We start from the raw sequence: 22,827 nt of genomic DNA, 5'->3' as shown, positions 1-22,827 counted from the left end.
CCTTACCCGATCGTTTTGGCTACGCGCGGCACCGTGAAAGTCACAGTCGTTCCACGGCCATCCAAAGATTCAATATTCAAATTGCCTTCGACCAGCTTAAGACGCTCCTTCATTCCTTTCAAGCCGTTGCCTGCGCTTATCCCCCTGCCCGAGGCCGGATCGATCCCGCTGCCATCATCGGAAACCCTTAGACGGAAGAAGTCTGTTTCCTCCATCCATTCCACTGTGCATACTTTTGCGCTGCTGTGCTTCACTATATTCGTCACCGCTTCGCGCAGGCACATGCCTAGTATATTGTCTGCAAGCGGGGACTCCGTAGAGGCATCTTCGCCATTGGCAGCATCCAGTACAATATCGGCCGCCGCCAATATTTGCTTGGCGTGAACCAGCTCGTCCCGGACCGTCACGGTATTCATTCCGGATACCAGCTCCCGTACCTGCTTCAGAGCCGCACGCGAGGTAACGTGAATATCCTTTACCTCCTGCACTGCGCGCTGTGGATTCTTGACGATCAGCTTCTCCGCCAGCTCGCTCTTGAGTGTGATCAGAGACAAGGTATGGCCGAGCGTATCATGCAGGTCCCGGGAAATTCTTTGACGTTCCTCATTTTTGGAGAGGCGTGCGATTTCTTCGTTCGCCATATGGAGCTTCTCCCGAAGCTCCCGGGATTTTTGCCCCAGCCGCATGGCAAACGGCATGAAAAGCATCACGAGCATCGCCGGTACAAGCTGAATCATTTCATCAGCGTGTTGATAAACTTTATCGTACAGGCCTATTCCGATAAACAGCGTCAGCAATGCACCGATGCCGATGCTGAGCTGTTTCTTAGTCGATACCATGCCGATGATAGGGGATGGAAAAAAAGCCATGTACAGGAAACCCTCCCCATAACGCAAGCAGAACAACGCGATAATGATCAGCTGGATCAACGCTGACACAAGCCTTCCACGATTCACCCTCGAGCTGTACAGATAGAGGGCTGCAAACACTGCAATGAGGGAAAGGCCCGCCAATAGCTCGCTCAGCGGGCGCTGCCACAGCTCATAGAGCGGAAACGCCAAATAAAATAAAAAGATAAATGAAAAATAACGGGGCGGCCCTGACCGGGGCCGCACGCCTGTTTGCGCCATATTACACCGCTTCCCGTTTTTTAAGGATATAAGAGGATAATAACATAAACACCAGCACATAAGCACCCAGAATCAGAACGCCGCTCCAGTCGATCGAACCGCCGCCAACCAGGTTCCATGCCCCCTGACCAAGCCGGAAGGTCGGTGTGAATTTGGCAATGTTCTGCAGCGTCTCAGACATCGTGGAAGTCGGCATCCATAAGCCTCCGAGTATGGAGAGCCCCATATAGATAATCATCGTGACCACTTGAACGACATCCGCATTGCGTATCGTTCCGAGCAGCGTGCCAAGCGCCATAAAGGAAAAGCCCCCGATCCAGATCCATAGCCCGCTTTCCACCCAGACTGCAGGGGAAAGCGCAATTTGTTTGCCGATTCCGCCAACAATGAACATCGCGGCAATAATGAATAGATTAATGACCGCCTGAGCGGCTACCTTCGATACAAGATACGACCAGGAAGGCAGAGGGGTAATATGCAGCATTCTAACCCAGCCTTGGGAACGCTCCTTGGAAATTCGTTGGGCAAAGGACATCAAGCTGGCTCCAATTACGCCGTATGCCGTCATCGACATCAGATAGTAGGAAGCCCAATCCGTTTCCCCCACCGTATTATTTCCCATTGTACTGGTGAAGATAAAGAAGAAACCGACCGGCATAATGATGGAGAAAAAAACAAATCGTTTATTCCGTGCCGTTCTTATCATTTCCGCCTTGCATTGTGCCCATGTCGCGCGCATACTGGCATTTTTCATATGAATCACTCCTATTTCGAGGTAGTTTGCTGGACCAGCGCCTGAAAGGCATCTTCCAATCCGCCGCTCTGAATTTCAATATCCCGCATGTCGAGCCGCTTCTCAATAAGGGCGGCAATCAACCGGTCCGTATTGCCGCTGAACAGCCGCACCTTGCGTCCGCTCCACTGAATGTCAGTCACACCCGGCATGGCCGCAAGGGCTTCCGACGTAACGGAAGCTCCCGCCGTGAAGGAGATAACACGGCCCGCCGTTTCCGACTTGATTTCGCTTGGCGTGCCGTCGGCAATCAACTGACCATTATTAATGACAACAATCCGGTCGGCCACACTGTCCGCTTCCTCCAGGTAATGGGTCGTCAGAACAATAGTCCGTCCCTTACCCGCCATGGCGCGTATCGTATCCCAGAACAGCTGGCGCGAGGTCACATCCATGCCCACTGTCGGCTCATCGAGAAACAACACCTCGGGATCGCCCGCTGCTGCCAGCGCAAAGCCGAGTCTGCGCTGCTGGCCGCCGGAGAGCGCCGTCGCCATTTTGTTCTTCTCTTCTTCCAGGCCGGAAATGCGCAGCAACTGCTCGAGCGCCAGCGGCTTCTCATAATAATGGCGGAACAGATTAATGGTCTCGTGAACCTTCAGATTATCGATCACACTGACATCCTGGAGCATAGCTCCGATCCGGTCGCGAATCCGTGTCTCGCGGGGATCTCCGCCGAGCAGTCTGACTCGCCCGCTGGTTGGCTGATGCAGGCCGAGTATCATCGACACCGTTGTTGTTTTCCCGGCACCATTGGGGCCGAGCAGCGCTGTGACGCTGCCCTTCTCGATCGTCATGGTCAAGCTGTCCACGGCTTTCTTACCTTTATAAATCTTGGTAACCTGTTCTAATTGTATCGCTTCCGTCATCTATGCTCACTCCTCATCACATGCATCAAGTTGATGCTTTTGCTGTTTACTGGCTGATTCCATCTTACCAAGTCCCATTTCAATCGGGAATTCATGAATGTAATGAGTTGCGTATGACAAGTGTCATCCGGCGGCATGAACAGAATAAGATTTTGTTGACAAAGTAAATATATCTGTGTTACGATATAGATCTATATGTAGTGTAACCTCATGGTTTTCCCCGATTTAGTTTTAGTTAAGATGGTTATCCTCCCATCCAGTTAACACATTCCTTCTATCAACGGCTGCTTTAAGGAACACGGATTCAAACTGGCGCGGTCATTGGAACCGCAAGGACGACTGAGAGGTATGGGCTTTCGTTGTTTTCGTGCAAGTGAATCGAAGACCTAAATGTTACGCTATTATATACATCGCATAAGCGCTCCGCCAACCCGATTGAATCGGCTTGACGGCGCAGCACACGCGATTCATACAAACAAATGGCCCCCGCTGATGATTCAGCGGGGGCCGACTAATTTTATGGGGTTGTTTTTTAGTTCAGGAAAACGCGGCCATTCCGACACCTTCTGCTTAACAGCAACTCCAGCGGTTACTTACTTTTATTTTGCTTAAGCACGCCGATCTTTAAGAAACTGTCTCCAGACCCCGCTCTCCTCCTCCGTCATTTCTCCAATCATGGAGGAAAAATCCACATGGCGATGGGCGAGATCCTTCAGGATATTAAACTGCTGGTATGAGCCGGTGAATCGGCTCAGTGAAGGGGAATCCGCGATGGATTCCAATCTTCCGATCTGCGGGCTCATTTCCAGCGTCAGCTCCTTGAGGCCGGTGAGCTCCGCCAATGCATGGATATCCTCCACTGACACAGCCTTCAGCTTCAGCAGGGACAGCTTCCCGCAGGAGCGCAAAAAATCCAAATTGTCGAGCGTTTCGTTCTCCAGTTCAAGCGACAGCAGCTTGGCCAGATTGCCAAGAGGCTCCATATCCTGCTGCCGCAGAACCTCAAAACCGGATATCGACAAATGGGTCAACGACCGCAAAGCGGCGATTTCGCGGATTTGCCCTGAATCCGGACTTGAGACCGATAATGACCGCAAGCTCTTGATCGACTGCAGGGGAGTCAGACTATCCGGCTGCGTATGCTCGACGTTTAGTTCCTTCAGCTTCGGCAAAACGCAAAGCGGCGACAAATCGCGCACCTCCGTCCTGGTCAGGATCAATTTCTGCAGCTCCGGCAAGGACTGAAGCGGCTTCAGATCCTGGATCGGATTGCCTCCCAGATACAATACTTTCAATTGCTTGCAGCCTGTCAGCGGTTCGATATCACGGATTTCGTTCATGCTGAGGACTAGCTCCCTGACCTCCAGACAGTGGCGAAGCGGTTCGACTCCGGTCAGGCCGCTGCGCATGAAAAGCAGCTGCTTGGCTTTGCGCAAAGCATCTGCCGTGCTTCCTCGCTTTGTCAGCAGCTTCTCCCATTGTTCATCTAGCGCGGCAAACTCATGGCCATTCTCCGGATTTTGTGCGACCGGTTCAAGAACCGGCAGTTCCATGCTGCGCAGGGCATCGAGAAAGTGAACCTCACCCTCGCGGTCATAAGTCCAATGAACATATTCATCATCACGGTGGATACTGTACGCTTCTTCCCGCACCTTGTCCCGTATGAACTGCAGCAAGTCCGACAGCCTTCGGGCTACTACATACTTGACCTCTTCATCGCGGCCGAAATTAATAATCTGCCCGCTAATTCCGAGATCACCCGGATCCGTATCCACGCCCAGATGGTTGCCGCCGCCATCCTCGCTGATCGGCAGCCAGCCCCGGTTAATATATTGCTCCTTGATCCAGCCTGCCGGAACAGAATAATGCTCGCCTTCCTCACCATAATCCTCTTCCAGGCCAGCCCATACCCCCCGCTCTGATATCAGTTCATCAAGCGTGAGAAAACGAAGCCCGAAGAACAGCCCCGGCCCATCCGCTCTCTCACCGTCATGAAGCCTGTACAGATTACGCAAGTCCTCCGGAAACACCGTTCCCAGCCTCGCTTCGATCTCATCCAACCGTTCTTCCGAAGCACCCGGATTCAGGGCGCTCAGAATCTCCGGAAACGCGTCCTGTAGCAGCGTTTTTATTTCATTCAGGTATGTTTTGAGCATTTTACCAATTCCCACTTTCCGCTAAGATGCAACTCCGAGTGACCCTGTCCGTTATTTGCAACCTGATTGGACAAGCAGCTAATCTTTCTTTCGTTACGGGGTAAGCAAATCCTTCCCGCCACTCCCCTCATTCCAGGCAAGTTGGTGAATGTACAATAGCCAAAAGACCACCGAAGATTACGCTTCGGTGGTCTTTCGCACATTGACGCTATTCCGGCCTGATCAGCCAAGCTCAATCTCCACGCCGGCCTCGCGGACAACCCTGGCCAGCTCATCATCGGGCAGGTCATCGGCAATAATGCGGTGCACATCGGCAAAGGAAGCGAAGGATACCAGCTCCTTCTCTCCGAATTTGCTGTGGTCAAGCACCACATTCACCTCCGAGGACTGCCTGATGGCCAGCTTCTTGATTTCCGCCTCGTACACATTGGAGTTGCTGAAGCCGTGAAGCAGGCTGACGCCGCTTGCACCCAGGAAAATACGGTCGAACGCCATACCGGCCACCGTCCCAGCGGCGATCGGTCCGACCAGAGAGCCTGTCGTTTCCAGCAGCGTTCCGCCGGTGACGATGACCGGAATTTGCTTGCCCGTCAGCTCCGCAGCTACATTAAGCGCGTTGGTCACCACGGTGATGCGGGCGGCCGGTTTCAGGTACCGGGCCACCTGAAGCGTCGTAGAGCCACCGTCGATAAAAATCGATTCGCCGGGCAGCACCCGCTCGGCAGCTCTTTTCCCGATCCGCCGCTTCTCTTCGGTCATATAACCGGAACGCTCCTGAAGCGCAATATCGTTGCCGAACACGATAGCACCGCCAAAGGTCCGCTTCGCATATCCGGCGGCTTCCAGCTTCTCCAAGTCTCTGCGTATGGTCATTTCCGTTACGGCGAACGTTTCCTTAAGGTCAGCGATTTTCACTTCGCCTTCCGCGTTCAGCCGTTCCAATATTTGCTGCTGTCGCTCATTAAGCACGATATTCATCTATGCGGTCCTCCCGCCAAAACGGCTCTTCGGTGATTGTATCTATTATTCACGATTTCCAAGCAAGGTTCAACTCCAGCTTGTAATCGACCGATTCGCCGGGCTCAAGCTCACGGTAATGTCCGGATCCACGCACTCCGTCCACCGTACAGTTAGCCGGTTCCAGTCCCATCACATGCTCGCCTGCTCCAGGCATCCGCCACTGCAGCAGTCGGGGCAGTGTGTCCGCCGACCAGCGGAGACTGACGGACAGCGGGGCCGGCCCGGCTCCGCCGGGGAAGGCAGGACAATGGATCGCCGCTTCCGCCATTCCCCACTCATCAGCAATGCCCGACGCGAGGCAGTGCTCATACACACGCTCGGCAGCGGCAGGATCTGGCTGTTCCCAGATGTCGTAACCTTCTGGCGGCACTCCGGCAGTTATGGGAATGACGTCCGCTTCAGGAAACGTAAACTGCGTCCCCTCGCCAAGCAGCGGAAAACCGAAATTAAAATGATAGAGCATCATATGCGGACAACACTTGAAGCCGGCATTCTCCACCCGGTCTTCGATGATAATCCTGTTCTCGCCCAGCTTGCTGGAGATGGTGCGGATGAGCCGCAGCTTCGATCCGAAGACGGCCGTCTCTTCCACAACTCCGGATACGCTGAGCGTAAGCTCATCCCCGTTCCATACCTCGGCGGCATGCACCTGCCGGGCCGGTGTATGATGAACCCGCCCATGCAGCCCATATCGTCCAGTGCTGTCCTCTGCTGGTGAACCCACATGGGACAGCCCGCAGGTCATCAGCAATCCGCCGGATGCGGTGCGAAGCCAGTTGGTCCCTTCCGCCTCATAGTAAGCGGGGTGGACATCTCCATTCGGGGATTGCCAGCTGATCGGCGTTCCGCCCAGCTCTGCAAGCGAAATATCAAGTCCCTTGGAGGGGATGACATTATAGGCCAGTCCGGCGCCGGTCCGCACCTGGATCATCTCAACGCCCTTCTCCTTGCCTTCCGTCAGCTGCATACGCCGCACGCTGCCGATTTGACCGATGCTGCCGACATGTGCCTCAAGCTCGCGGCGGGTCCACTCCCTACCATATAATCGCATCCGCATATCCACTCCTAATTTTAGGATGTCAGAATCCCTTCAGCCACTGCTTAAACGCTTGTTCTCCGATAATTAAGCTTCGTCTTCTGTAATGACAGGCATCCGCTCAATATTCGGATCCGTGAAAATATCAAATTCATCCCGGCTGGTGCTGGAAAATTCGGAAACAATGGAACCTTCGTCACCCGCCTGGAACCAGTGCTTGGTTCCAGGCGCAATCGTATACTGCTCGCCCGGGCTGAGTGAAACTTCATGAAAAACCGTATAATAGGCGCTGCTGGCCGCCGGAACCACGGCTGCTATTTGCTCGGTCGGCGCCCCTTCCACGTACAGGAAAACCTTGCCCCAGCGGCAGCGGAAGGTTTCCATCTTCCCTGGCTCTCCGGCAATCGGCGGATGGATATGCTCCGGGCAGGTTTGCCGCGGAAAGAGTACAAGCTCCTTGGCGCAGTAGCGGTCTGTATTCACATAAGTAATAAGCTCCAGGCCTTCCGTTTCCAGCCGGTCCAGTCCAAAACCTGCCACTTCAATTCCCGCCTGCTCCTCAGCTGTAATCGTGATGCCCGCTTCCGCGAACATTGCTGCCGCACGCTGCTGCGCTTGCTTCACTTCGCTTCTTAACATAATGAATTGACCTCCTTTAATATAAAGGCTGCTAACCAATTGACCTATGTTTGTGGGACTTCCTTATGCGCCCTGCTGCTATCTGACTTACAAATGGCACCGGGGCTGAGTACAATTCCACAGCCCCAGGCAAGCCCGCAAAGCAGGCAGCTTCATCTTGTCTTCTTATCCAGGTCCCTGCGACCTGCGCAAAAGCGCCTGAGGCAAGCCTACTTGGCCGACCATACGCCGCTTTGGGCATCATACCGCCAGCCGGGGAGCGACAGGGTCACGTCCCGCTGCTTCCAGCCAGCGCCAATGCGCCCGCGGACCTCTTCCCAGAGCGGGATGCCGCTCGTCGCATCGGGTTGCTCCACATTGCATGCGCCAACGCCGACGGCGCTGCGCAGCGCCTCCTCAAGAGACAACCCCTTGACCATAGCGGTGAGAAATCCGGCAATCGTACAATCGCCTGCCCCTGTCGTTCCCGCTACTTCAACCGAATAGCAGGGTGCCAGAAGCTCGCGTCCCTCCCATTCCTCCATAACATCAGGGGCCGGCGCGCATTGGCCCATCCGTGCAAGCCGCGCGGCATCTCCCGTCGTCTTGACGTACAGCCCATGCTCGCCCAGCTTGATGGCGGCAACGGCAGCGCCCATCTCCAGCATTTCGTCAGCGAGCGACGAAAGCAGTGCGCCATCCGCATAAGCGAGCAGATCGCCTGTGCTGTTATCGCTTTCAAGCCGATCGTAAAGCTCCCGGCGCAGCATATACAGGATTTCTTCAAAGCTGGGAAGAAACACATCCACATGGGGCAAGGCCAGCTGCAGGATAGCCCGCCAATCAGCTTTACCGGCATCGGAGTCCGGATCCGGCTTCGCCATATCGAGCGAGACCGTCAGCCCTTCCCCCTTCACCCGGGACAGCAGCTCGCCAAGCTGCACGCCCCCGCTGCTGTACATGCTGCGCATGAGAGGCGGATAACCGAAATGAAACAGGCGGGCGCCCGCAAGCGCCTCCGCCTGCACATCAGCCGCTTCGAACGTGTCGTTCGTACCCGTGCAGTGCAGGAAGGTGCGGTCCACCCCCGGCGGGCTGATGACGATGGAGTAGGAGCTGTGTCCGCCCTCGGAGCGGATCATGCCTTCCGTCAGCTCCGGGCCATAGCCGGCCAGCACCTCCAGAATGGCTTTTCCGAACCAGTCCTCTCCGATCTTGCCCATCAGACTGGTACGGATCCCCAGGCGGTGCAGCGCAAGGCCCGTGTTGGACACCGCGCCACCCGTGGAGATGACAGCCGGTCCGACATCGACCAGCTTGCCGGGCACCAGAATGCCGCTTTCCTTGGCATGCAGGGCAGGAATCAGGTCCAAACAAATATGCCCGGCAACAATAACCTCCGCCGCTTGAGCGCTCAACTTAATCCCTCCAGTCAATCGCTACCGTTTGTCCGGTACGCTGCGACTCCAGCGCAGCCGTGAACACGCGGTGGCTTCCCGCCGCTTCCTCCGGCGTTGCGCAGCGGAACGGCTGCTGCATCTGCCCGCCGCTTGTCAGCTCGTCGCAGAAAGCCGCCCACATCTGCAGGATGGAATCGGAGAAACCGAATTCGAAGATCCCGCCGGTAATCGTGCCGTAAGCCGATTTATATGGCGCATCGGCGACATGCCAGGCCTGCACGCCACCCGGCGCGTAAGGAAGCGAAGCCACCTGCTTCGGATTCTTGGTTGTGAACTCAGCTGAGAATTCCGTCCCTTGTATGCGGATAAACCAGGTGTTGGCGTGTCCCGGTGCAATACGCTTGGTGGACAGCACCATCGGGAACTTCTGATCTGCGGTTTCGACTTCGCAGGCCAGAATCGCATTATCCCACGTTTCGCAAGCGGCCTGGCCGCCTTTGCCGTCAGGACGCTCCTCTACAATCTTGGACAGCAGCGCCCGCACATTGGCAGGCTTCCAGCCAAAACGGATCGGCAGATGGAGCACATGCATGCCGAGATCGCCCATACAGCCGTACTCCCCATTCGTCGCAATTCTCCGCTTCCAGTTGATCACCTTGGTAGGATCAAGATCGCTGGAGTGCCAGAAGCCCGCTTCGACCTCGATGATCCGGCCAAACCGGTTCTCGTTCACCCACTGCACGATTTGTTGAGCGCCCGGGAAGAAAGGAAACTCGGAGGAGCAGCGGACAATCACGCCGGGATTGTCCCGCAGCGCCTGCTCGATAACGGCATTCGCCTGCGCGTCGATGCCAAACGGCTTCTCGCCTAACAGATGCTTGCCGGCCTGGATAATGTCCACATAGATCTGCGCATGCAGATTATGCGGAACTGCGCAGTAGACGGCATCGACGGACTCGTCGGCGAGCAGCTCCTTGTAGTCGGAATATGCCGCTTGGACGCTCGGCACATGCTCGGTGAACCACTGTGTCGCCGCAGGATTGGCATCGCAGACCGCGACGATGCTCGGCTGGAAATCAACATCCGCCAGATGCAGCCAGCGCGCGGCGGCGCTTGCGAATTCCTTGCCCATCAAGCCGCATCCGATGACGCCGAAACGTATTTGCTTTTTCTCCATTATTGTCCTTCTCCCTTCAACAATTCAAGCGCTTCTGCAGAAGATGCTCCATGATGCACAATGGCCATCAGCGCATTGGTCATTCCCGCCGGGTTCAGGTGCTGGATCACGTTGCGGCCATACACGATTCCCGACGCGCCTTGGTTCATCAGCTCCACGGTCCGGTCGACGATTTCCTCGTCGCTTGCCCGGCCGCCGCCGCGCACCAATACAGGAATGCCGGACGCCACCTCGATGACACGGTGGTATTCAGAAACATCATCGCAAGGATCGGCTTTGATCACATCGGCGCCAAGCTCCACGCCCTGGCGGACCAGCGCCATAATCTTACGGATATCGCCATCCACCATGTAGCCGCCCTTCTGCTCATTGGGCAGCATGACCAGCGGTTCTACCATTAACGGCATGCCGTACTTCTCGCTTTCGGTCTTTAACACCGAAATGTTTCTTACACACTGGTGGTGAAGTTCAGGCTGGTTGGGGAGCAGCAGAAGATTCACGCATACAGCGACCGCATCGAGGCGGACAGCCTGTTCGATGGCGCGGTCAACCAGCTCGCTGAACAGGAACTTCGGCAGCTCCGAGCCGTAGATATTGGCCGCATCCGTACGCAGCACAAGGCCAGGCTTCTTCTTGCCGGGGATGGTCTGCAGAAGACGCGCTTGGCCGGTACTGAGCTGGATACAATCCGGATTGGCTTCCACGATGGTTGATATCGCCTGCTTCATGTTTTCAATACCTGCCAAAAAAGAAAACTCGTTAAAAAAACCATGATCGATTGCAACATCAAAACATTTTCCTTGCTCACTGAACATTCGATTCAAACGCGGGGTTACCGGCATCATGATCAACTCCTTATAATGTTTAAATGTAACAAATAATGTTGTTTTATAACTTTTATATTAGTATAAACCTCTTTCGTTGTCTATGCTTTTATATAAAAAGGCATTGCACGCGACCGGCGCAACCTTTCCGCGATATCCAACGTTTTACAGATGATAGCCTGCAAGCAGCAGATCATTCCTTTCTACTAACATAATGAAAGCATGGTGAATTCTGATGACGTTCCACAAAATCAAAAAAACAGCCATCGCGCTATTGTCGGCTGCACTGTTGGCAACAGCGGCGCCCGCCCTTGCCGCACCCGCCGCGGCTGCGGCTCAGAAACAGGAGCAGCTTGTCCTGCACATCACGTACAACGGGTTTGAACGTACGCTAAGCTACCCGCTGCTGATTACACCCGGCCGGGTATGGATGGGCGTCTACGATCTGGGTGATGCGGTACAGGATTATAGACGTGAAGTCGACGATAAATCCGGCACCGTTATCTTTACCAGTCCCTGGCGGCGCATCGAGCTGCATGTCGGCAGCAAAACAGCCGATATCAATGGGAACAAAATTTCCCTCAGTGCCGCTCCACTCCGCAAGCATGGCATCATTTATCTGCCTGTACAGGTGCTTACCAAGCTGATGAATCAGGGCGTGCAGTGGGACACGAAGCAATCCCGTCTGACCGTTCGCACCGAGACCCGCGTCTTATCTGTGGGCGGTGCCGATTCCTGGTTTTGGGTGGATAAGCTGTACGGGAATATCTATAAAGCAAAACCGAAGCAGCATGCGGTCAAGATTGCCCGCACCACCAAAGATTTGCGTTATGCAAGTGAGCTGCAGATCGACATCCTGGGCAACGACAAGCACCTGCTTCGCATGATGGATGGATACGCCGAGCCGCACATTATAACGAAGCTGCTGGTTAACCAGAACCAGCTGGTACACGAAGCGAAGGTTCAGTACAAGGAAAAGTGGTATGTGCCCGGCATTGAACGCGCAGGCGAGGATCTGCTTATGATCAATGGCCGCAAGCTGGCGGTTGTATCGCCGGAAGGCTTTGTGAGCGCCGAATATAATATGCAGGAGCTGGGAGGCGCCGATGAGGATTATGTGGTAGAGGCCCTATACGATGATGCGCTTCTGCTGCGCACTTATTCCTCGCGCACGTTACGGCTTATTGACCTCAACACGAAGAAAAAGTACCTGCTCGGCCAGGAGCTGCTCAGCGAGGAAGAGCAGAAGGCGATCGAGAGCAGCAACGCTTACGGGTATGGTTTTCAGGGCGACCAGCTCACCCTGACGGGCCGGAAAGGAGATCAGTTCACTTTCAAGCACAGGAGTCTTCTCGCACCTTTCGACGAATCCACCTTAACCTTTACCCTTCCCCGCGAATCCGCAGCGGACAGCTAACAAAAATAAACCGCCGAGGCTCCAAGCCTTGGCGGTTCATTTTATTTGTCAGACCCCCGCAGGACGGGCTCTTCCGCAATGAAAACGATTCTGTGCTTGCCCGTATCCGTTGTCCGGAAAAACCATGTATAGAACATCCGGGTCATCCACAAGGTCCCCATCACGCTCAGCCAAGTCCAATACCAGAACCAATGCAGATACATAATCAGCTCCGTATGATTTTTAAACCATAGTTCCGGCACGACAATGGCCATCGCAACGAGCATGTAATAAACAGTTTGCCAGAGCGCCTTTACTCCCGCCGGATAGATCAAGTTGAAATAGACGGCAATGACCGGATAGGCGATATATTCGAACGTGATGCTGGTATGGCTGCCTATATGGAACATTCTCACGGGATAAGCGAGCAATCCCCATTCCACCGCGAAGATCCCCAGTATCCATGTAATCAGCTGATGGAACAGCACGATGACATGCGCCTCCCGCCTGCGTTCCGGGGGTACCAGCAGAAACGCGATGATACAAAGAGTGTTTACCGCCATGAGTATATAATGATCAGCTTTGATCGCCATTAACGTTGTCCCCTTTTGCCCGAAGCTGGTAAAACCATTCATAATATTTACGTGTCCCGTAAAATCCGCCCAGGTAGACAAGTGACCTCCATATCCAATGGAAATGCTCGTAACGGATTAACAAGGTATGGCGGGCGACAAGGGAAATAACCAGGGTCAGGGAGCCGATATATAGCAGCATGTAAAGCAGTTTTCTCCATTTTCCCCGCCGTGGGTAAAATAAAACAAAAAAGACCGAAACAGCCGGATACAACATAAAGTAGAGGCTGAAATTGCTCCCCAGTGCCAGAGGGAACTCCCTTACCGGATTACGCATCAACCCGAGCTCGACAAGTACCAGGCTGGAAAGCCAAGTGATGGCTTGATTAAACAGGAACAGAAGGGCTACCTCCCGATAGCGCTCCCGCGGGAAAAGCAGCAGAACCGGGATACAAATTATCCAGATTGCCGCCAATATCATTCGCTCGACCGCCATGCCCATGCCCATGCCCTCCCATAAATCCGCCGTCATCTATAAATATGACTGTATTCCCGCCATTCTAAACCTGCCTGTCCAACAAATACCCGCTTCGATATGGAAGTATGGAACGATTGCGAGGGCCGCGGATGGGGACAAAAAAAAGCGCCGTCCGCATAAAAATGCAGATGGCGCCGGAATGCTTTTTATTCAGGTCTCAGGGACCTTAAGACTTCTCGCTATATAAATAACCGGCGTAGAGGCCGCGGAGATCACGAATTTAATGATGTAGGTTGTCAGAAAAATCTCCAGCCACACATCAAACGGATATTCGCCGCCGAATGCAATCGCGCAGAAAATGAGCGAGTCCACTAACTGGCTGATGCCTGTGCTTCCGTTATTGCGGATCCACAACTGGCCGGGCTTCGGGAAGACCCGCTTGAGAAAGGAATATATCCGCACATCGAGAAACTGGCTGGTGAAATAGGCGCATAAGCTGCCAAGCGCGATCTTGGGCAGCAGCCCGAAGATAACCTCCAGCGGTTCCTGGCCAAAGTCTCCTTCCTGAGACTTGAAGACCAGCGCCATTTGCATCACGATCATCGACATGAGCATGAAGAAAAAGCCGAACCAGACCGCTTTCTTCGCTTCCTTCTGCCCGTATCTCTCATTCAGCAAATCCGTTGTCAGGTAAATCGTGCCGTACATCGTGTTGCCGAGCGTCATGGTCAGCCCAAACATCTCGATCGTCTTCACCACCTGAATATTGGCGAGAACCGTTGCTACCGCTACCCATACATATAGCCCATTCTTGCCAAACATACGGTAGCATAACAGAAACAGCGAGAAGTTGACGAGGACAAACAAGACGCCCCAATAAAAATTAAACATGCCAAATTACCCTCCTAGTTTTGATAACGCGGGAGTGTCCCGAACCGCGGCTTCGCATCATGCGAAGCGTTTTTCATTATAGCACAGAGCGGTGCAGTTGACTGCTGCTAGGTATATCCTGCCGTGCCTTATTTCAGCAGGCTGACAATACGGTCCTCAAATTTGAGCGGCGCGGTCATGGGCGAGAAGCGTTTGACGGCCTCCCCGTTCCGGTTGACCAGAAATTTGGTGAAATTCCATTTAATCGCCGAACCCATCAGACCGCGCGTGGATTTCTTTAAGTAGTCAAAAAGCGGATCGGCATCCGGCCCGTTCACATGAATCTTGGCAAACAGCGGGAATGTCACGCCGAAATTGATCCGGCAGGCTTCCTGAACCTCGCTGTCGCTGCCAGGCTCCTGATTCTGAAATTGATTGCAGGGGAAGCCCAGCACCGTGAAGCCCTGCTCCTTATAGGTTTCATACAGCTTTTGAAGCCCGTCGAACTGCGGGGCGAAGCCGCATTTGGTCGCCGTATTCACAATCAGCACAACCTGACCGCGGTAATCCGCCAGCGACTGCTGTCCGCCATCCATGGTCTTTACGCTGAAATCATACATATTCAAAGCCCATCACCTCTTTCTAACGACTTTTCTTCTATTATAACCTCCATGTCTGCCAAAAAGCCCGTCGGCGGCTGCGTTTTCCCTACACCACAATAATAACGGTTCCGCTTAACTCGAACGGCTCCGTCCGCTCATTCGAGAAACTGTATTTACAAAACCTGCCTTTTCCGTTATTATACGATTTATGAAACATTGGTTTTATTAGATGAAACCTTATCATTATCGACGCAGGCTCCATTATATTTGGCAGCGATGTCGATACCCGCTGGAAAGTCCGTTTCTACCATTTGAAAACGAGAGGATCGATGAACCATGTCCAAAACCATTCATGTTGAAGAGGCCCCGCAATTTCCGCTGCCATTCTCGCACGCTGTCCGTTCCGGAGACTTCGTCTACGTATCCGGGCAAGTGGGTGTTAACCCCGCCAACAACGAAGTGGTCGGCAATACCATCGAAGAACAGACACGACAATGCCTGGCCAACCTCGAAATCATTCTGGGGAAAGAAGGATTGACGCTGGATCATGTGATCAAGGTAAACGCGTTTGTCAGCCGCAGCGAGGATTTCCCGGGCTACAACCGGACGTATGCGGAAGTTTTCTCTTCCCCTTACCCGGCCAGAACCACAGCTCCTGTTGATCTTGGCGCCTATTTGGTTGAAATCGACGTGATCGCTTACGCTCCCGCCAAACGGGGTGAAAGCCAGTAAGCATAAGATGCGCGGATAGCGGCCGACCTCATAAGTTACTTGAATTGAGCGCGTACGAGCAGCTCATCCGCTGGTGCGCGCAGATTATCGCCGATTAATGTGGACTGCATGAAAGTGAGGGAATACAAGTATGAAGCTGGCCGTTGCAGGAATTTTCCATGAAACGAATACATTCGCCCCGGGAATAACGGAATCGGATGATTTTGCCCGGGAATGGGTTCAGGGCAACGATGCTTTTTATAGAAGATATGAGCATACCGGCACATCAATGGGCGGCGTTATTGACGGCGCACAGCTGGAGCAGGCGGAGCTTGCTTGCGGCCTGTACGCGGCGGCCACGCCAAGCGCCATGGTAAGCCGCAATGCGGCGGAGGCTTTAATGGATGCCGTGCTCTCTTCTATCGATTTGTCATCCGATGGCATTATCCTTATCCTGCATGGCGCAATGGTCGCTGAGGGAATGTCCGATGTGGAAGGCGAGCTGCTTCGCCGGATCCGGGAGCTGACAGGACCCGCCATGCCCATCGCCATAACGCTCGATCTGCATGCCAATATCAGCCGGCAAATGGCAGACCATGCCGATCTCCTGGTCGGTTATGACACGTATCCGCATATTGACGCCTGCGAACGCGCAGTGGAAGCCGTTCAACTGCTGGCACGCATGATTCGCGGCGACATCAAGCCGGTCCTCTCCCTGGCCCAGCCGCGCCTGCTTATCGTCCCGCAGGTGATGCTGACTGACACGGATGGCCCGATGAAGGCTTTGATGGAGCGGGCGTTCGCTATCGAACGCGATCCGGCTATCCTCAATGTCACCGTTGCGGGGGGCTTCCCCTACAGCGATGTGCCGGATGCGGGAGTCGCATTTGTGGTGACGGCGGATCATAACGCACGCCTTGCCGCGCAATATGCGGAGGAGCTTAGTCTTATGGCCTGGGAGCTTCGGGACCAGCTTAAATCCGCCGGATATGCGGCAGCCGAGGCCGCAGCGCTTGCTTTTGCGGAACCGGAAGGCCCGGTTATACTCGTCGAAGGATCGGATAATGTGGGCGGTGGAGCGCCAGCGGACGCCACACATGTATTGAAGGAGCTCATTGGCGCCCCGAAGAAATCGCTTATCGTAATCCGCGATGCGGATGCGGCGGCCTTGGCTCACCGGCAGGGTACCGGCACGGCGTTTCAGGCCGCAATCGGCGGCAAAAACGGCGGCCTTCATGGGGAGCCCGTCCTGATTGCAGGCGTTGTCCGCTTCCTGTTTGACGGTCCATACACTCATATTGGTCCCTATATGACGGGGCAATGGGCCGATATGGGCCAAACCGCTGTCATCGAGTCGGGAAATTTAACCGTTATCCTGACCGAAAAACGCACAGCGCCCTGGGATATCGGCCACGTCACATCAGTAGGCCTGCGTGCCGAGGACTACCACGTCATTGTCGTAAAATCCGCTGTCGCATGGAAAACCGCTTTTGGTCCTCTATGCAAAAAAATCATACCGGTCGATACGCCCGGCTGCTGCGGTGAAAATCTTTCCCATTTTCACTACACCCAAATCAAGCGTCCCATTTATCCTCTTGATTCTGAGACGACCTATAGGAGAGTGATTTCCGATGAAAACCTATGATAAGTCCATCTCCAGACTGCAGGCTGCCAAACAGCATCTGGCAGGCGGCGTAGCGAGCTCATTGCGCGCTTCGATGAAGCCCGTCCCCTTGTATGCCGAATCGGCAAAGGGCGCCCGGATCCGGGATGTGGATGGCAATGAATATATCGACTATTTGCTGGCCTACGGCCCATTGATTCTTGGACATTCGCATGATGGATTGAACGCGAGCGTCAATCAGGCCATGCACAGCGGATATGCCTTCGGCTTGCAGCATGATGGCGAGATCGAGCTTGCGAACCTGCTGGCACAGGTGCTTCCATGCGCCGACAAAGTGTCGCTGAGCGGCTCCGGCACGGAAGCGGTTATGCTGGCGCTGCGATTGTCCCGCGCCTTCACCGGGAAAACCAAAATCGTCCGCTTCCACGGCCATTACCACGGCTGGTCGGATTCCATCTTCACCTCCTTCCCCAGCTCCGGCATGAGCCAGCAGGCATCCGAAGCCGAAGCTTCCAGGGTCCCCCCGGGCACCTTTGGACAGAGCGCAAACAGCCTGGAGGATATCATTCTCTTGCCCTGGAACGACCCTGCGGCGCTGGAGTCTCTTCTGCGCAGCCGCGGCGATGAAATCGCGGCGGTCATTACCGAGCCGGTCATGTGCAATTCCGGCTGCATCCAACCGCTGCCGGGCTATCTGGAGCTGATCCGCAAGCTGACGGAGGAGCAGCAGATCGTTATGATTATGGATGAGGTCATCACCGGCTTCCGGCTTGGACTCGGTGGCGCGCATGAAAGATTCGGCATCCTTCCGGACCTGGTGGTGATCGGCAAAGCCATGGGCGGCGGGATCGCTATCAGCGCGGTGGCCGGCAAGGCCGAAATCATGCAGCTGGTGGATGACGGCAAGGTGAGCCATCTTGGAACATTGAACGGCAACTGCATATCCACGGCTGCGGCGATCGCCACCATCAGTCACCTTGCTCAAGATAATGGCGCCGTCTATGGCCGCATGGAGGAGCTTTTTAACGGGTTTGCCGACGGTATCCGTTCTCTGCTAGGCAAGCATGGGATTGCCGGTGTCGTCAACCAGATCGGGCCTGTGATGCATATGATGTTTATCGATGCCGCTGAAGTCAACGACTTCGATACGTTCAACCAACGGGATTCCGCCCGTTATGCCCGTTTTGCGGAGCTGATGCTGGAGGAAGGCGTTCTGCTTCGCCCCAATGGCTTATGGTACATCTCCACGGCGCACCATAAGCGGGATATCGAGGAGACGCTGGATGCCATGGACCGCGCGCTGGCCCGGATGCGGAGCTGATTTTACATATGGCGCCAAATACCCTAAAATGTATCCATATTTCATAATTAGGAGATTCGAGCTATGGAACCAGGGAAAGCCGAACCGGAAACACAATTAAAGGAAAAACAGGACCGTTACGCCATTCAATCGATCGAGAAAGCGATGGATGTTATCGAAGTGCTGTCGACCCATGATTCTCTGAGCCTGATCGAACTGGCGGAGCTGGTCAATCAGCCCAAGTCCTCGTTATACCGCATCATATTGACGCTGGAGAAACGCGGATTTATCAGCCGAAGCGAAGAGGACGGCAAATATTGCCTTGGCTATAAGCAACTGGTCATGACAAAGAACCTTTTAGAACGGAGCTCCCTGCGGAATGCGTCGCAAACCGAAATGATCCGTCTTGTCGACAAATTTGGAGATACGGTAAACCTGTGCGTGTTGTTCGAGCAGGAGATTTTATACGTGGATATTATTGAAGGGACTTATGCCCTGCGCATGTCAGACAAGGTCGGCTCCAAATCGCCTTTTCACGCGACGGCTACCGGCAAAGCGATCTCCGCCTTCCTTCCGGAGGAAACGGTGAAGGACATGATAAAGGCCAAGGGTCTGCCCCCGCTTACGCCGAATACGATTACAGACGAGCAGACGTTCATCAATGAGCTTAACCGCATTAAGGAGCAGGGCTTTGCTTTGGATAATGAGGAGATTGTCCAGGGTGCCCGGTGTATCGCTGTGCCGCTGTTCGATATGTTCGGCCGGATTCAAGGGGCGGTCAGCTTATCCGGGGCTTTGCACCGCCTTCCGGATGAGCAGATCGGGGCCATTGCCGATGTGATCAAAGAGGCTGGGGTCCAAATATCGCGGAAATTGGGATACGGACAACCCCCGAGCTGATCCAGGAAAGCCTCTTAAGCATCCGATGAAAGAAATCGGCGCTCAAGAGGCTTTTTTTGATGCCCTATCAGGTTATTTCACTTTCTGTGTTACCTCTTTTGGAGGCCTTGCGGTCGATTCGCGCTGAACCAGCTCCGGCTGCATGACAATCCGCTGCTTCGTGGAATCCCTGTCTCCCAAATTGCCGATCAACAGTTCAAAAACCAGCTTCACCATCTGCTCCATCGGCTGGGCAATGGTCGTCAGCGCAGGCGTGGTCACTGTCGAGAGGATCGTATTGTCGAATCCGATGACGGAAAGCTCCTCCGGTACCGCCACTCCGGCTTCCCGCGCGGCTTGAAGCGCCCCGATCGCCAGCAGATCATTGCAGCAGAACAATGCGGTGGGACGGTTGTCCCGGCGCAAAAGCTCGCCCGCTGCCCGTTTGCCGTCCGCGATACTGGATTCGCAGGAAAGAATATAGTCCTCTTCTATGGCCGCTCCCGCTTCGAAGAGCGCGAATTTGAAGCCTTTCACCCGCTCGACACTGCTGCTCACCTTGAAATTCTCCGACAATACAGCGACCTGCCGGTGTCCAAGCGCAAGCAGATGCCCGGCGGCGAACGTGCCGCCCTTGAAATCATCCGTCAGCACGCTATGCACCGACAAGCCGGAGACCTCCCTGGCAAACATGACAATCGGAAGCGATTTCCCGGCAAGCTGCATCAGCATATCCGTATTCTCGACCCCGGTTCCGATAATGATGCCGTCGATGCTTTTCTGCTCCAGCAGCCGGATGTATTTCTCCACCCGCTCATCCTTGTTATCCGTGCTGCATGTAATCACGCTGTATCCCGCTTGATGAGCCAGATCCTCGACCGAGCGCGCAATTTCCGAGAAGAAGGGATTGGATACATCCGGAATCAGCAATCCCAGCGTATAGGTTTTTTTGCCCATTAAGGCCGAAGCGATCACACTGGGCTTATATTGCAGCCGCTCCATCACCTTAAATATTTCATCCCGCTTCTTTTTGCCGATTTTGCCTTTGCCGTTTATAGCATTGGAGACGGAAGCGATGGAAACGCCCGCCTCTTTGGCGACATCATAGATCGTGGTAGCTTTCATGGCGAAACCTCATTAGCACTTGAATTGACAAAGGCGGACCTGGAAGAAACGCCCTTATCTTTCGTATATTATCCGCTGTTTCCCGGAGCAATGCAATATACGCTACTCTTCAGGCGGCGCGGATGGTTTCTTCATGATCCACTCATGCGCCGGATCGTTATGAAACTTCCATACGCGGGATGGTCCCGCCATCACATTCAGGTAATACACCTCGTAGCCCGGCGGTGCCGAGACCGGGTGGTAGCCCCTGGGAACAAGTACCGCCTGCCCATCCCCGACCGCCAAGGTTTCATCCAGCGAGCGGTCGTCCGTATACACCCGCTGCATGGCAAAACCCTGCTCGGGCTGAACGCGGAAATAGTAGGTTTCCTCCAATAAGGATTCTTCCGGGAGCGCATCCCGGTCATGCTTGTGGGGCGGGTAGCTGGACCAGTGTCCCTCCGGTGTGAACACCTCTACCACCAGCAGGCTGTCCGCCGGTTCCTGTTCAGGCAGTATATTATGAATGAGGCGCTCGATGTTTCCTTGTCCGCGTACTTCTACGCCTACGGCATCGGGACCAATCAGACGCGACGGATGATTGCCCTGCCCGGGTGCGGCGCATACCGCCAGCTCCAGCGTAGTCAGAGCTTTCACCTCATAACGATTATGGTCTGCCACATATACCGAATAAGGCGGGATCCGCTCGAACACACTCATGCGCTGCCCGATATTCAGCCATTCCCCGTCAGCCGTCTTGACGTCTGCCCTCCCGCTGAGCAGAACCAGGCAGATCTCCTTGTCAGCGGTCTCCCGCGTTAACGTCTGGCCGGCCTCCAGCCGGTAAACCTCAAACCCGACGTAAGTCCATCCCGCGGATTCCGGCGTAATCGACATCAATAAACCATCCTCGCCCGCCTGCTGGCCGGGACGTACAATCAGATTCGGCATGCTTCATCCCCCTAAGAGTTTCTAGCAACTTCCTGAATTACCCCAAAGCAAGCTGGAAACTCACTTCGGAAGGTTATGCTGAGTTTCTAGCGCAACTTCCTGAAATCACTCCAAAGCGAGCTGGAAACTCACTTCGGAAGATTATGCTGAGTTTCTGGCGCAACTTCCTGAAATCACTCCTAAGCGAGCTGGAAACTCACTTCGGAAGCATATGCTGAGTTTCTAGCGCAACTTCCTGAATTACCCCAAAGCGAGCTGGAAACTCACTTGGAAACATAAGCTATTCGAACTCCTTCAACTCCGATAGCTTCACAATCCGCCGCTCCTGATGGGACAGCTTGGCCGCCCAGGCGATCCGTTCCGCCTGTCTGCCGTCATTTCCATTGACCGGCACAGATTTCCCGTGCAGCAAGCAATCTATGAACTGCTCGGTCTCATCGATGTATGCGCCCTGGTACCGCTCCAGAAAGAAATGCAGCGGCTTCTCGCTCCTTGTCCCGTTCCCGGTCGTAATAACCGCCGTACTGGGAAAGTCATTGGCGACGGATACGGAGCCTTTGGAACCGAACACTTCCGCTCGCTGATCGTAGCCGTAAACCGCTCGGCGGCTGCCGTCAATAAGTCCTAACGCACCGTTTGCAAAACGCAGGGTAACAATAGCCGTATCCACATCGCCATATTGGGCGAATACGGGATCCACCAGAACGCTGCCCTGGGCGAAAACCTCATCTACTTCGCTGCCGCAAAGGAAACGCGCCATATCGAAATCATGGATCATCATGTCCATAAAAATACCGCCCGACACCTTGAGATACGCCTCCGGCGGCGGCTCCGGATCGCGGGAAGTGATTTTGATCAAATGGGGACTGCCGATCTCTCCGGCCTGAACATGCTCGCGGAGCCGTTTGAAATTATGGTCGAACCTGCGGTTAAAGCCGATTTGCAGCTGCACGCCCGCCTTGCGGACCGCTTCAACCGCCTCCTCCGTCTGGCGGATATCCATGCTGACGGGCTTCTCGCAGAAGATATGCTTGCCCCGCGCCGCAGCCCTCTTGATCAAATCGACATGCGTATCTGTAGACGAACAAATGAATACCGCATCAATCTCCGGATTGGACAGTATCGCTTCGCTGTCCTGCGTGACGGTGGGTATGCCTCTTTGCTCCGCCCACGCCTGCAGCTCCTCCCCGCCATAAAGATCGCTGACCGCGATTATTTCGGCCTGGGGTATCCTTCTTAAATTGTCGGCATGAATCTTTCCGATTCGCCCTGCGCCGATCACACCGATTTTAATTTTATTCACGCTCATCGTCCTCC

22 protein-coding genes are annotated in these 22,827 nt (G+C 54.5%); 5 read left to right on the top strand and 17 right to left on the bottom strand.

Annotation, left to right across the window (positions count from 1 at the left end; genetic code table 11):
• Positions 1–2 precede the first annotated feature (2 nt).
• The 10 genes from IEY46_RS25105 to IEY46_RS25060 form a co-directional block, all read right to left on the bottom strand.
• Positions 3–1,130 carry a sensor histidine kinase gene (locus IEY46_RS25105; RefSeq protein WP_188996367.1) on the bottom strand — a complete coding sequence of 376 codons (1,128 nt, stop codon included), beginning with the start codon at positions 1,128–1,130 and terminating at the stop codon, positions 3–5.
• Position 1,131: 1 nt separating this feature from the next.
• Positions 1,132–1,884 (bottom strand): ABC transporter permease, encoded by a 753-nt coding sequence (locus tag IEY46_RS25100; protein WP_188996365.1) that lies wholly within the window; start codon positions 1,882–1,884, stop codon positions 1,132–1,134.
• Between the two features lie 11 nt (positions 1,885–1,895).
• Positions 1,896–2,792, bottom strand: coding sequence for an ABC transporter ATP-binding protein (locus IEY46_RS25095; RefSeq protein ID WP_188996363.1), 897 nt, complete (start codon positions 2,790–2,792; stop codon positions 1,896–1,898).
• A gap of 608 nt (positions 2,793–3,400) precedes the next feature.
• Positions 3,401–4,948 (bottom strand): SMI1/KNR4 family protein, encoded by a 1,548-nt coding sequence (locus IEY46_RS25090; RefSeq protein ID WP_188996361.1) that lies wholly within the window; start codon positions 4,946–4,948, stop codon positions 3,401–3,403.
• Positions 4,949–5,170: 222 nt separating this feature from the next.
• Complete coding sequence (locus IEY46_RS25085; RefSeq protein ID WP_188996359.1) at positions 5,171–5,926, bottom strand: DeoR/GlpR family DNA-binding transcription regulator; 756 nt, start codon at positions 5,924–5,926, stop codon at positions 5,171–5,173.
• A gap of 49 nt (positions 5,927–5,975) precedes the next feature.
• Positions 5,976–7,019 carry an aldose 1-epimerase family protein gene (locus IEY46_RS25080; RefSeq protein WP_188996357.1) on the bottom strand — a complete coding sequence of 348 codons (1,044 nt, stop codon included), beginning with the start codon at positions 7,017–7,019 and terminating at the stop codon, positions 5,976–5,978.
• Between the two features lie 72 nt (positions 7,020–7,091).
• Positions 7,092–7,643 carry a D-lyxose/D-mannose family sugar isomerase gene (locus IEY46_RS25075; protein WP_188996355.1) on the bottom strand — a complete coding sequence of 184 codons (552 nt, stop codon included), beginning with the start codon at positions 7,641–7,643 and terminating at the stop codon, positions 7,092–7,094.
• 209 nt (positions 7,644–7,852) lie between these two features.
• Positions 7,853–9,040: a carbohydrate kinase family protein gene (locus IEY46_RS25070; RefSeq protein ID WP_188996353.1), complete on the bottom strand. Its 1,188-nt coding sequence runs from the start codon at positions 9,038–9,040 to the stop codon at positions 7,853–7,855.
• A 1-nt stretch (position 9,041) separates the two neighbouring features.
• A complete protein-coding gene (locus tag IEY46_RS25065) occupies positions 9,042–10,199 on the bottom strand; it encodes a Gfo/Idh/MocA family protein (protein WP_188996351.1) in 1,158 nt (385 codons plus the stop codon).
• A complete protein-coding gene (locus IEY46_RS25060) occupies positions 10,199–11,044 on the bottom strand; it encodes a class I fructose-bisphosphate aldolase (RefSeq protein WP_229750535.1) in 846 nt (281 codons plus the stop codon). The genes IEY46_RS25065 and IEY46_RS25060 overlap by 1 nt, the downstream gene beginning before the upstream one ends.
• Before the next feature lie 214 nt (positions 11,045–11,258).
• On the opposite strand from IEY46_RS25060, the gene IEY46_RS25055 reads away from it, so the two are divergent.
• Complete coding sequence (locus tag IEY46_RS25055) at positions 11,259–12,440, top strand: copper amine oxidase N-terminal domain-containing protein (protein ID WP_188996349.1); 1,182 nt, start codon at positions 11,259–11,261, stop codon at positions 12,438–12,440.
• Positions 12,441–12,481: 41 nt separating this feature from the next.
• Here the strand turns inward: IEY46_RS25055 and IEY46_RS25050 are convergent, their stop codons facing one another.
• The 4 genes from IEY46_RS25050 to IEY46_RS25035 form a co-directional block, all read right to left on the bottom strand.
• Complete coding sequence (locus IEY46_RS25050) at positions 12,482–13,012, bottom strand: CBO0543 family protein (RefSeq protein WP_188996347.1); 531 nt, start codon at positions 13,010–13,012, stop codon at positions 12,482–12,484.
• Complete coding sequence (locus tag IEY46_RS25045) at positions 12,996–13,493, bottom strand: CBO0543 family protein (protein WP_229750534.1); 498 nt, start codon at positions 13,491–13,493, stop codon at positions 12,996–12,998. Before IEY46_RS25045 ends, IEY46_RS25050 begins: the two co-directional genes overlap by 17 nt.
• A gap of 186 nt (positions 13,494–13,679) precedes the next feature.
• Complete coding sequence (locus IEY46_RS25040) at positions 13,680–14,360, bottom strand: queuosine precursor transporter (RefSeq protein ID WP_188996343.1); 681 nt, start codon at positions 14,358–14,360, stop codon at positions 13,680–13,682.
• Between the two features lie 128 nt (positions 14,361–14,488).
• Entirely contained in the window at positions 14,489–14,965 is a 477-nt protein-coding gene (locus tag IEY46_RS25035) for a glutathione peroxidase (protein ID WP_188996341.1), read from the bottom strand.
• Between the two features lie 312 nt (positions 14,966–15,277).
• Here IEY46_RS25035 and IEY46_RS25030 point away from each other — a divergent pair, with 312 nt between their 5' ends.
• The 4 genes from IEY46_RS25030 (at position 15,278) to IEY46_RS25015 (ending at position 19,476) form a co-directional block, all read left to right on the top strand.
• Positions 15,278–15,673 (top strand): RidA family protein, encoded by a 396-nt coding sequence (locus IEY46_RS25030; protein ID WP_188996339.1) that lies wholly within the window; start codon positions 15,278–15,280, stop codon positions 15,671–15,673.
• A 130-nt stretch (positions 15,674–15,803) separates the two neighbouring features.
• Positions 15,804–17,297 carry a M81 family metallopeptidase gene (locus IEY46_RS25025; protein ID WP_188996337.1) on the top strand — a complete coding sequence of 498 codons (1,494 nt, stop codon included), beginning with the start codon at positions 15,804–15,806 and terminating at the stop codon, positions 17,295–17,297.
• On the top strand, positions 17,284–18,597 hold the full coding sequence (locus IEY46_RS25020) for an aspartate aminotransferase family protein (RefSeq protein WP_188996335.1): 1,314 nt from the start codon (positions 17,284–17,286) through the stop codon (positions 18,595–18,597). Before IEY46_RS25025 ends, IEY46_RS25020 begins: the two co-directional genes overlap by 14 nt.
• 63 nt (positions 18,598–18,660) lie before the next feature.
• Complete coding sequence (locus tag IEY46_RS25015; RefSeq protein ID WP_188996333.1) at positions 18,661–19,476, top strand: IclR family transcriptional regulator; 816 nt, start codon at positions 18,661–18,663, stop codon at positions 19,474–19,476.
• 72 nt (positions 19,477–19,548) lie between these two features.
• Here IEY46_RS25015 and IEY46_RS25010 read toward each other — a convergent pair whose 3' ends face one another.
• The 3 genes from IEY46_RS25010 to iolG all read right to left on the bottom strand — a co-directional run bounded on the left by IEY46_RS25010 (position 19,549) and on the right by iolG (position 22,813).
• Positions 19,549–20,580: a LacI family DNA-binding transcriptional regulator gene (locus IEY46_RS25010; RefSeq protein WP_188996331.1), complete on the bottom strand. Its 1,032-nt coding sequence runs from the start codon at positions 20,578–20,580 to the stop codon at positions 19,549–19,551.
• 102 nt (positions 20,581–20,682) lie between these two features.
• A complete protein-coding gene (gene iolB, locus IEY46_RS25005; protein WP_188996329.1) occupies positions 20,683–21,510 on the bottom strand; it encodes a 5-deoxy-glucuronate isomerase in 828 nt (275 codons plus the stop codon).
• A 280-nt stretch (positions 21,511–21,790) separates the two neighbouring features.
• Complete coding sequence (gene iolG, locus IEY46_RS25000; RefSeq protein WP_188996327.1) at positions 21,791–22,813, bottom strand: inositol 2-dehydrogenase; 1,023 nt, start codon at positions 22,811–22,813, stop codon at positions 21,791–21,793.
• Between the last annotated feature and the right edge of the window lie 14 nt (positions 22,814–22,827).

The organism is Paenibacillus nasutitermitis, assembly GCF_014641075.1.
Taxonomy (GTDB): Bacteria; Bacillota; Bacilli; order Paenibacillales; family Paenibacillaceae; genus Paenibacillus_Z; species Paenibacillus_Z nasutitermitis.
The sequence above is the reverse complement of the archived record's forward strand: the minus strand, read 5'-3'. Positions and strand labels throughout refer to the sequence as shown.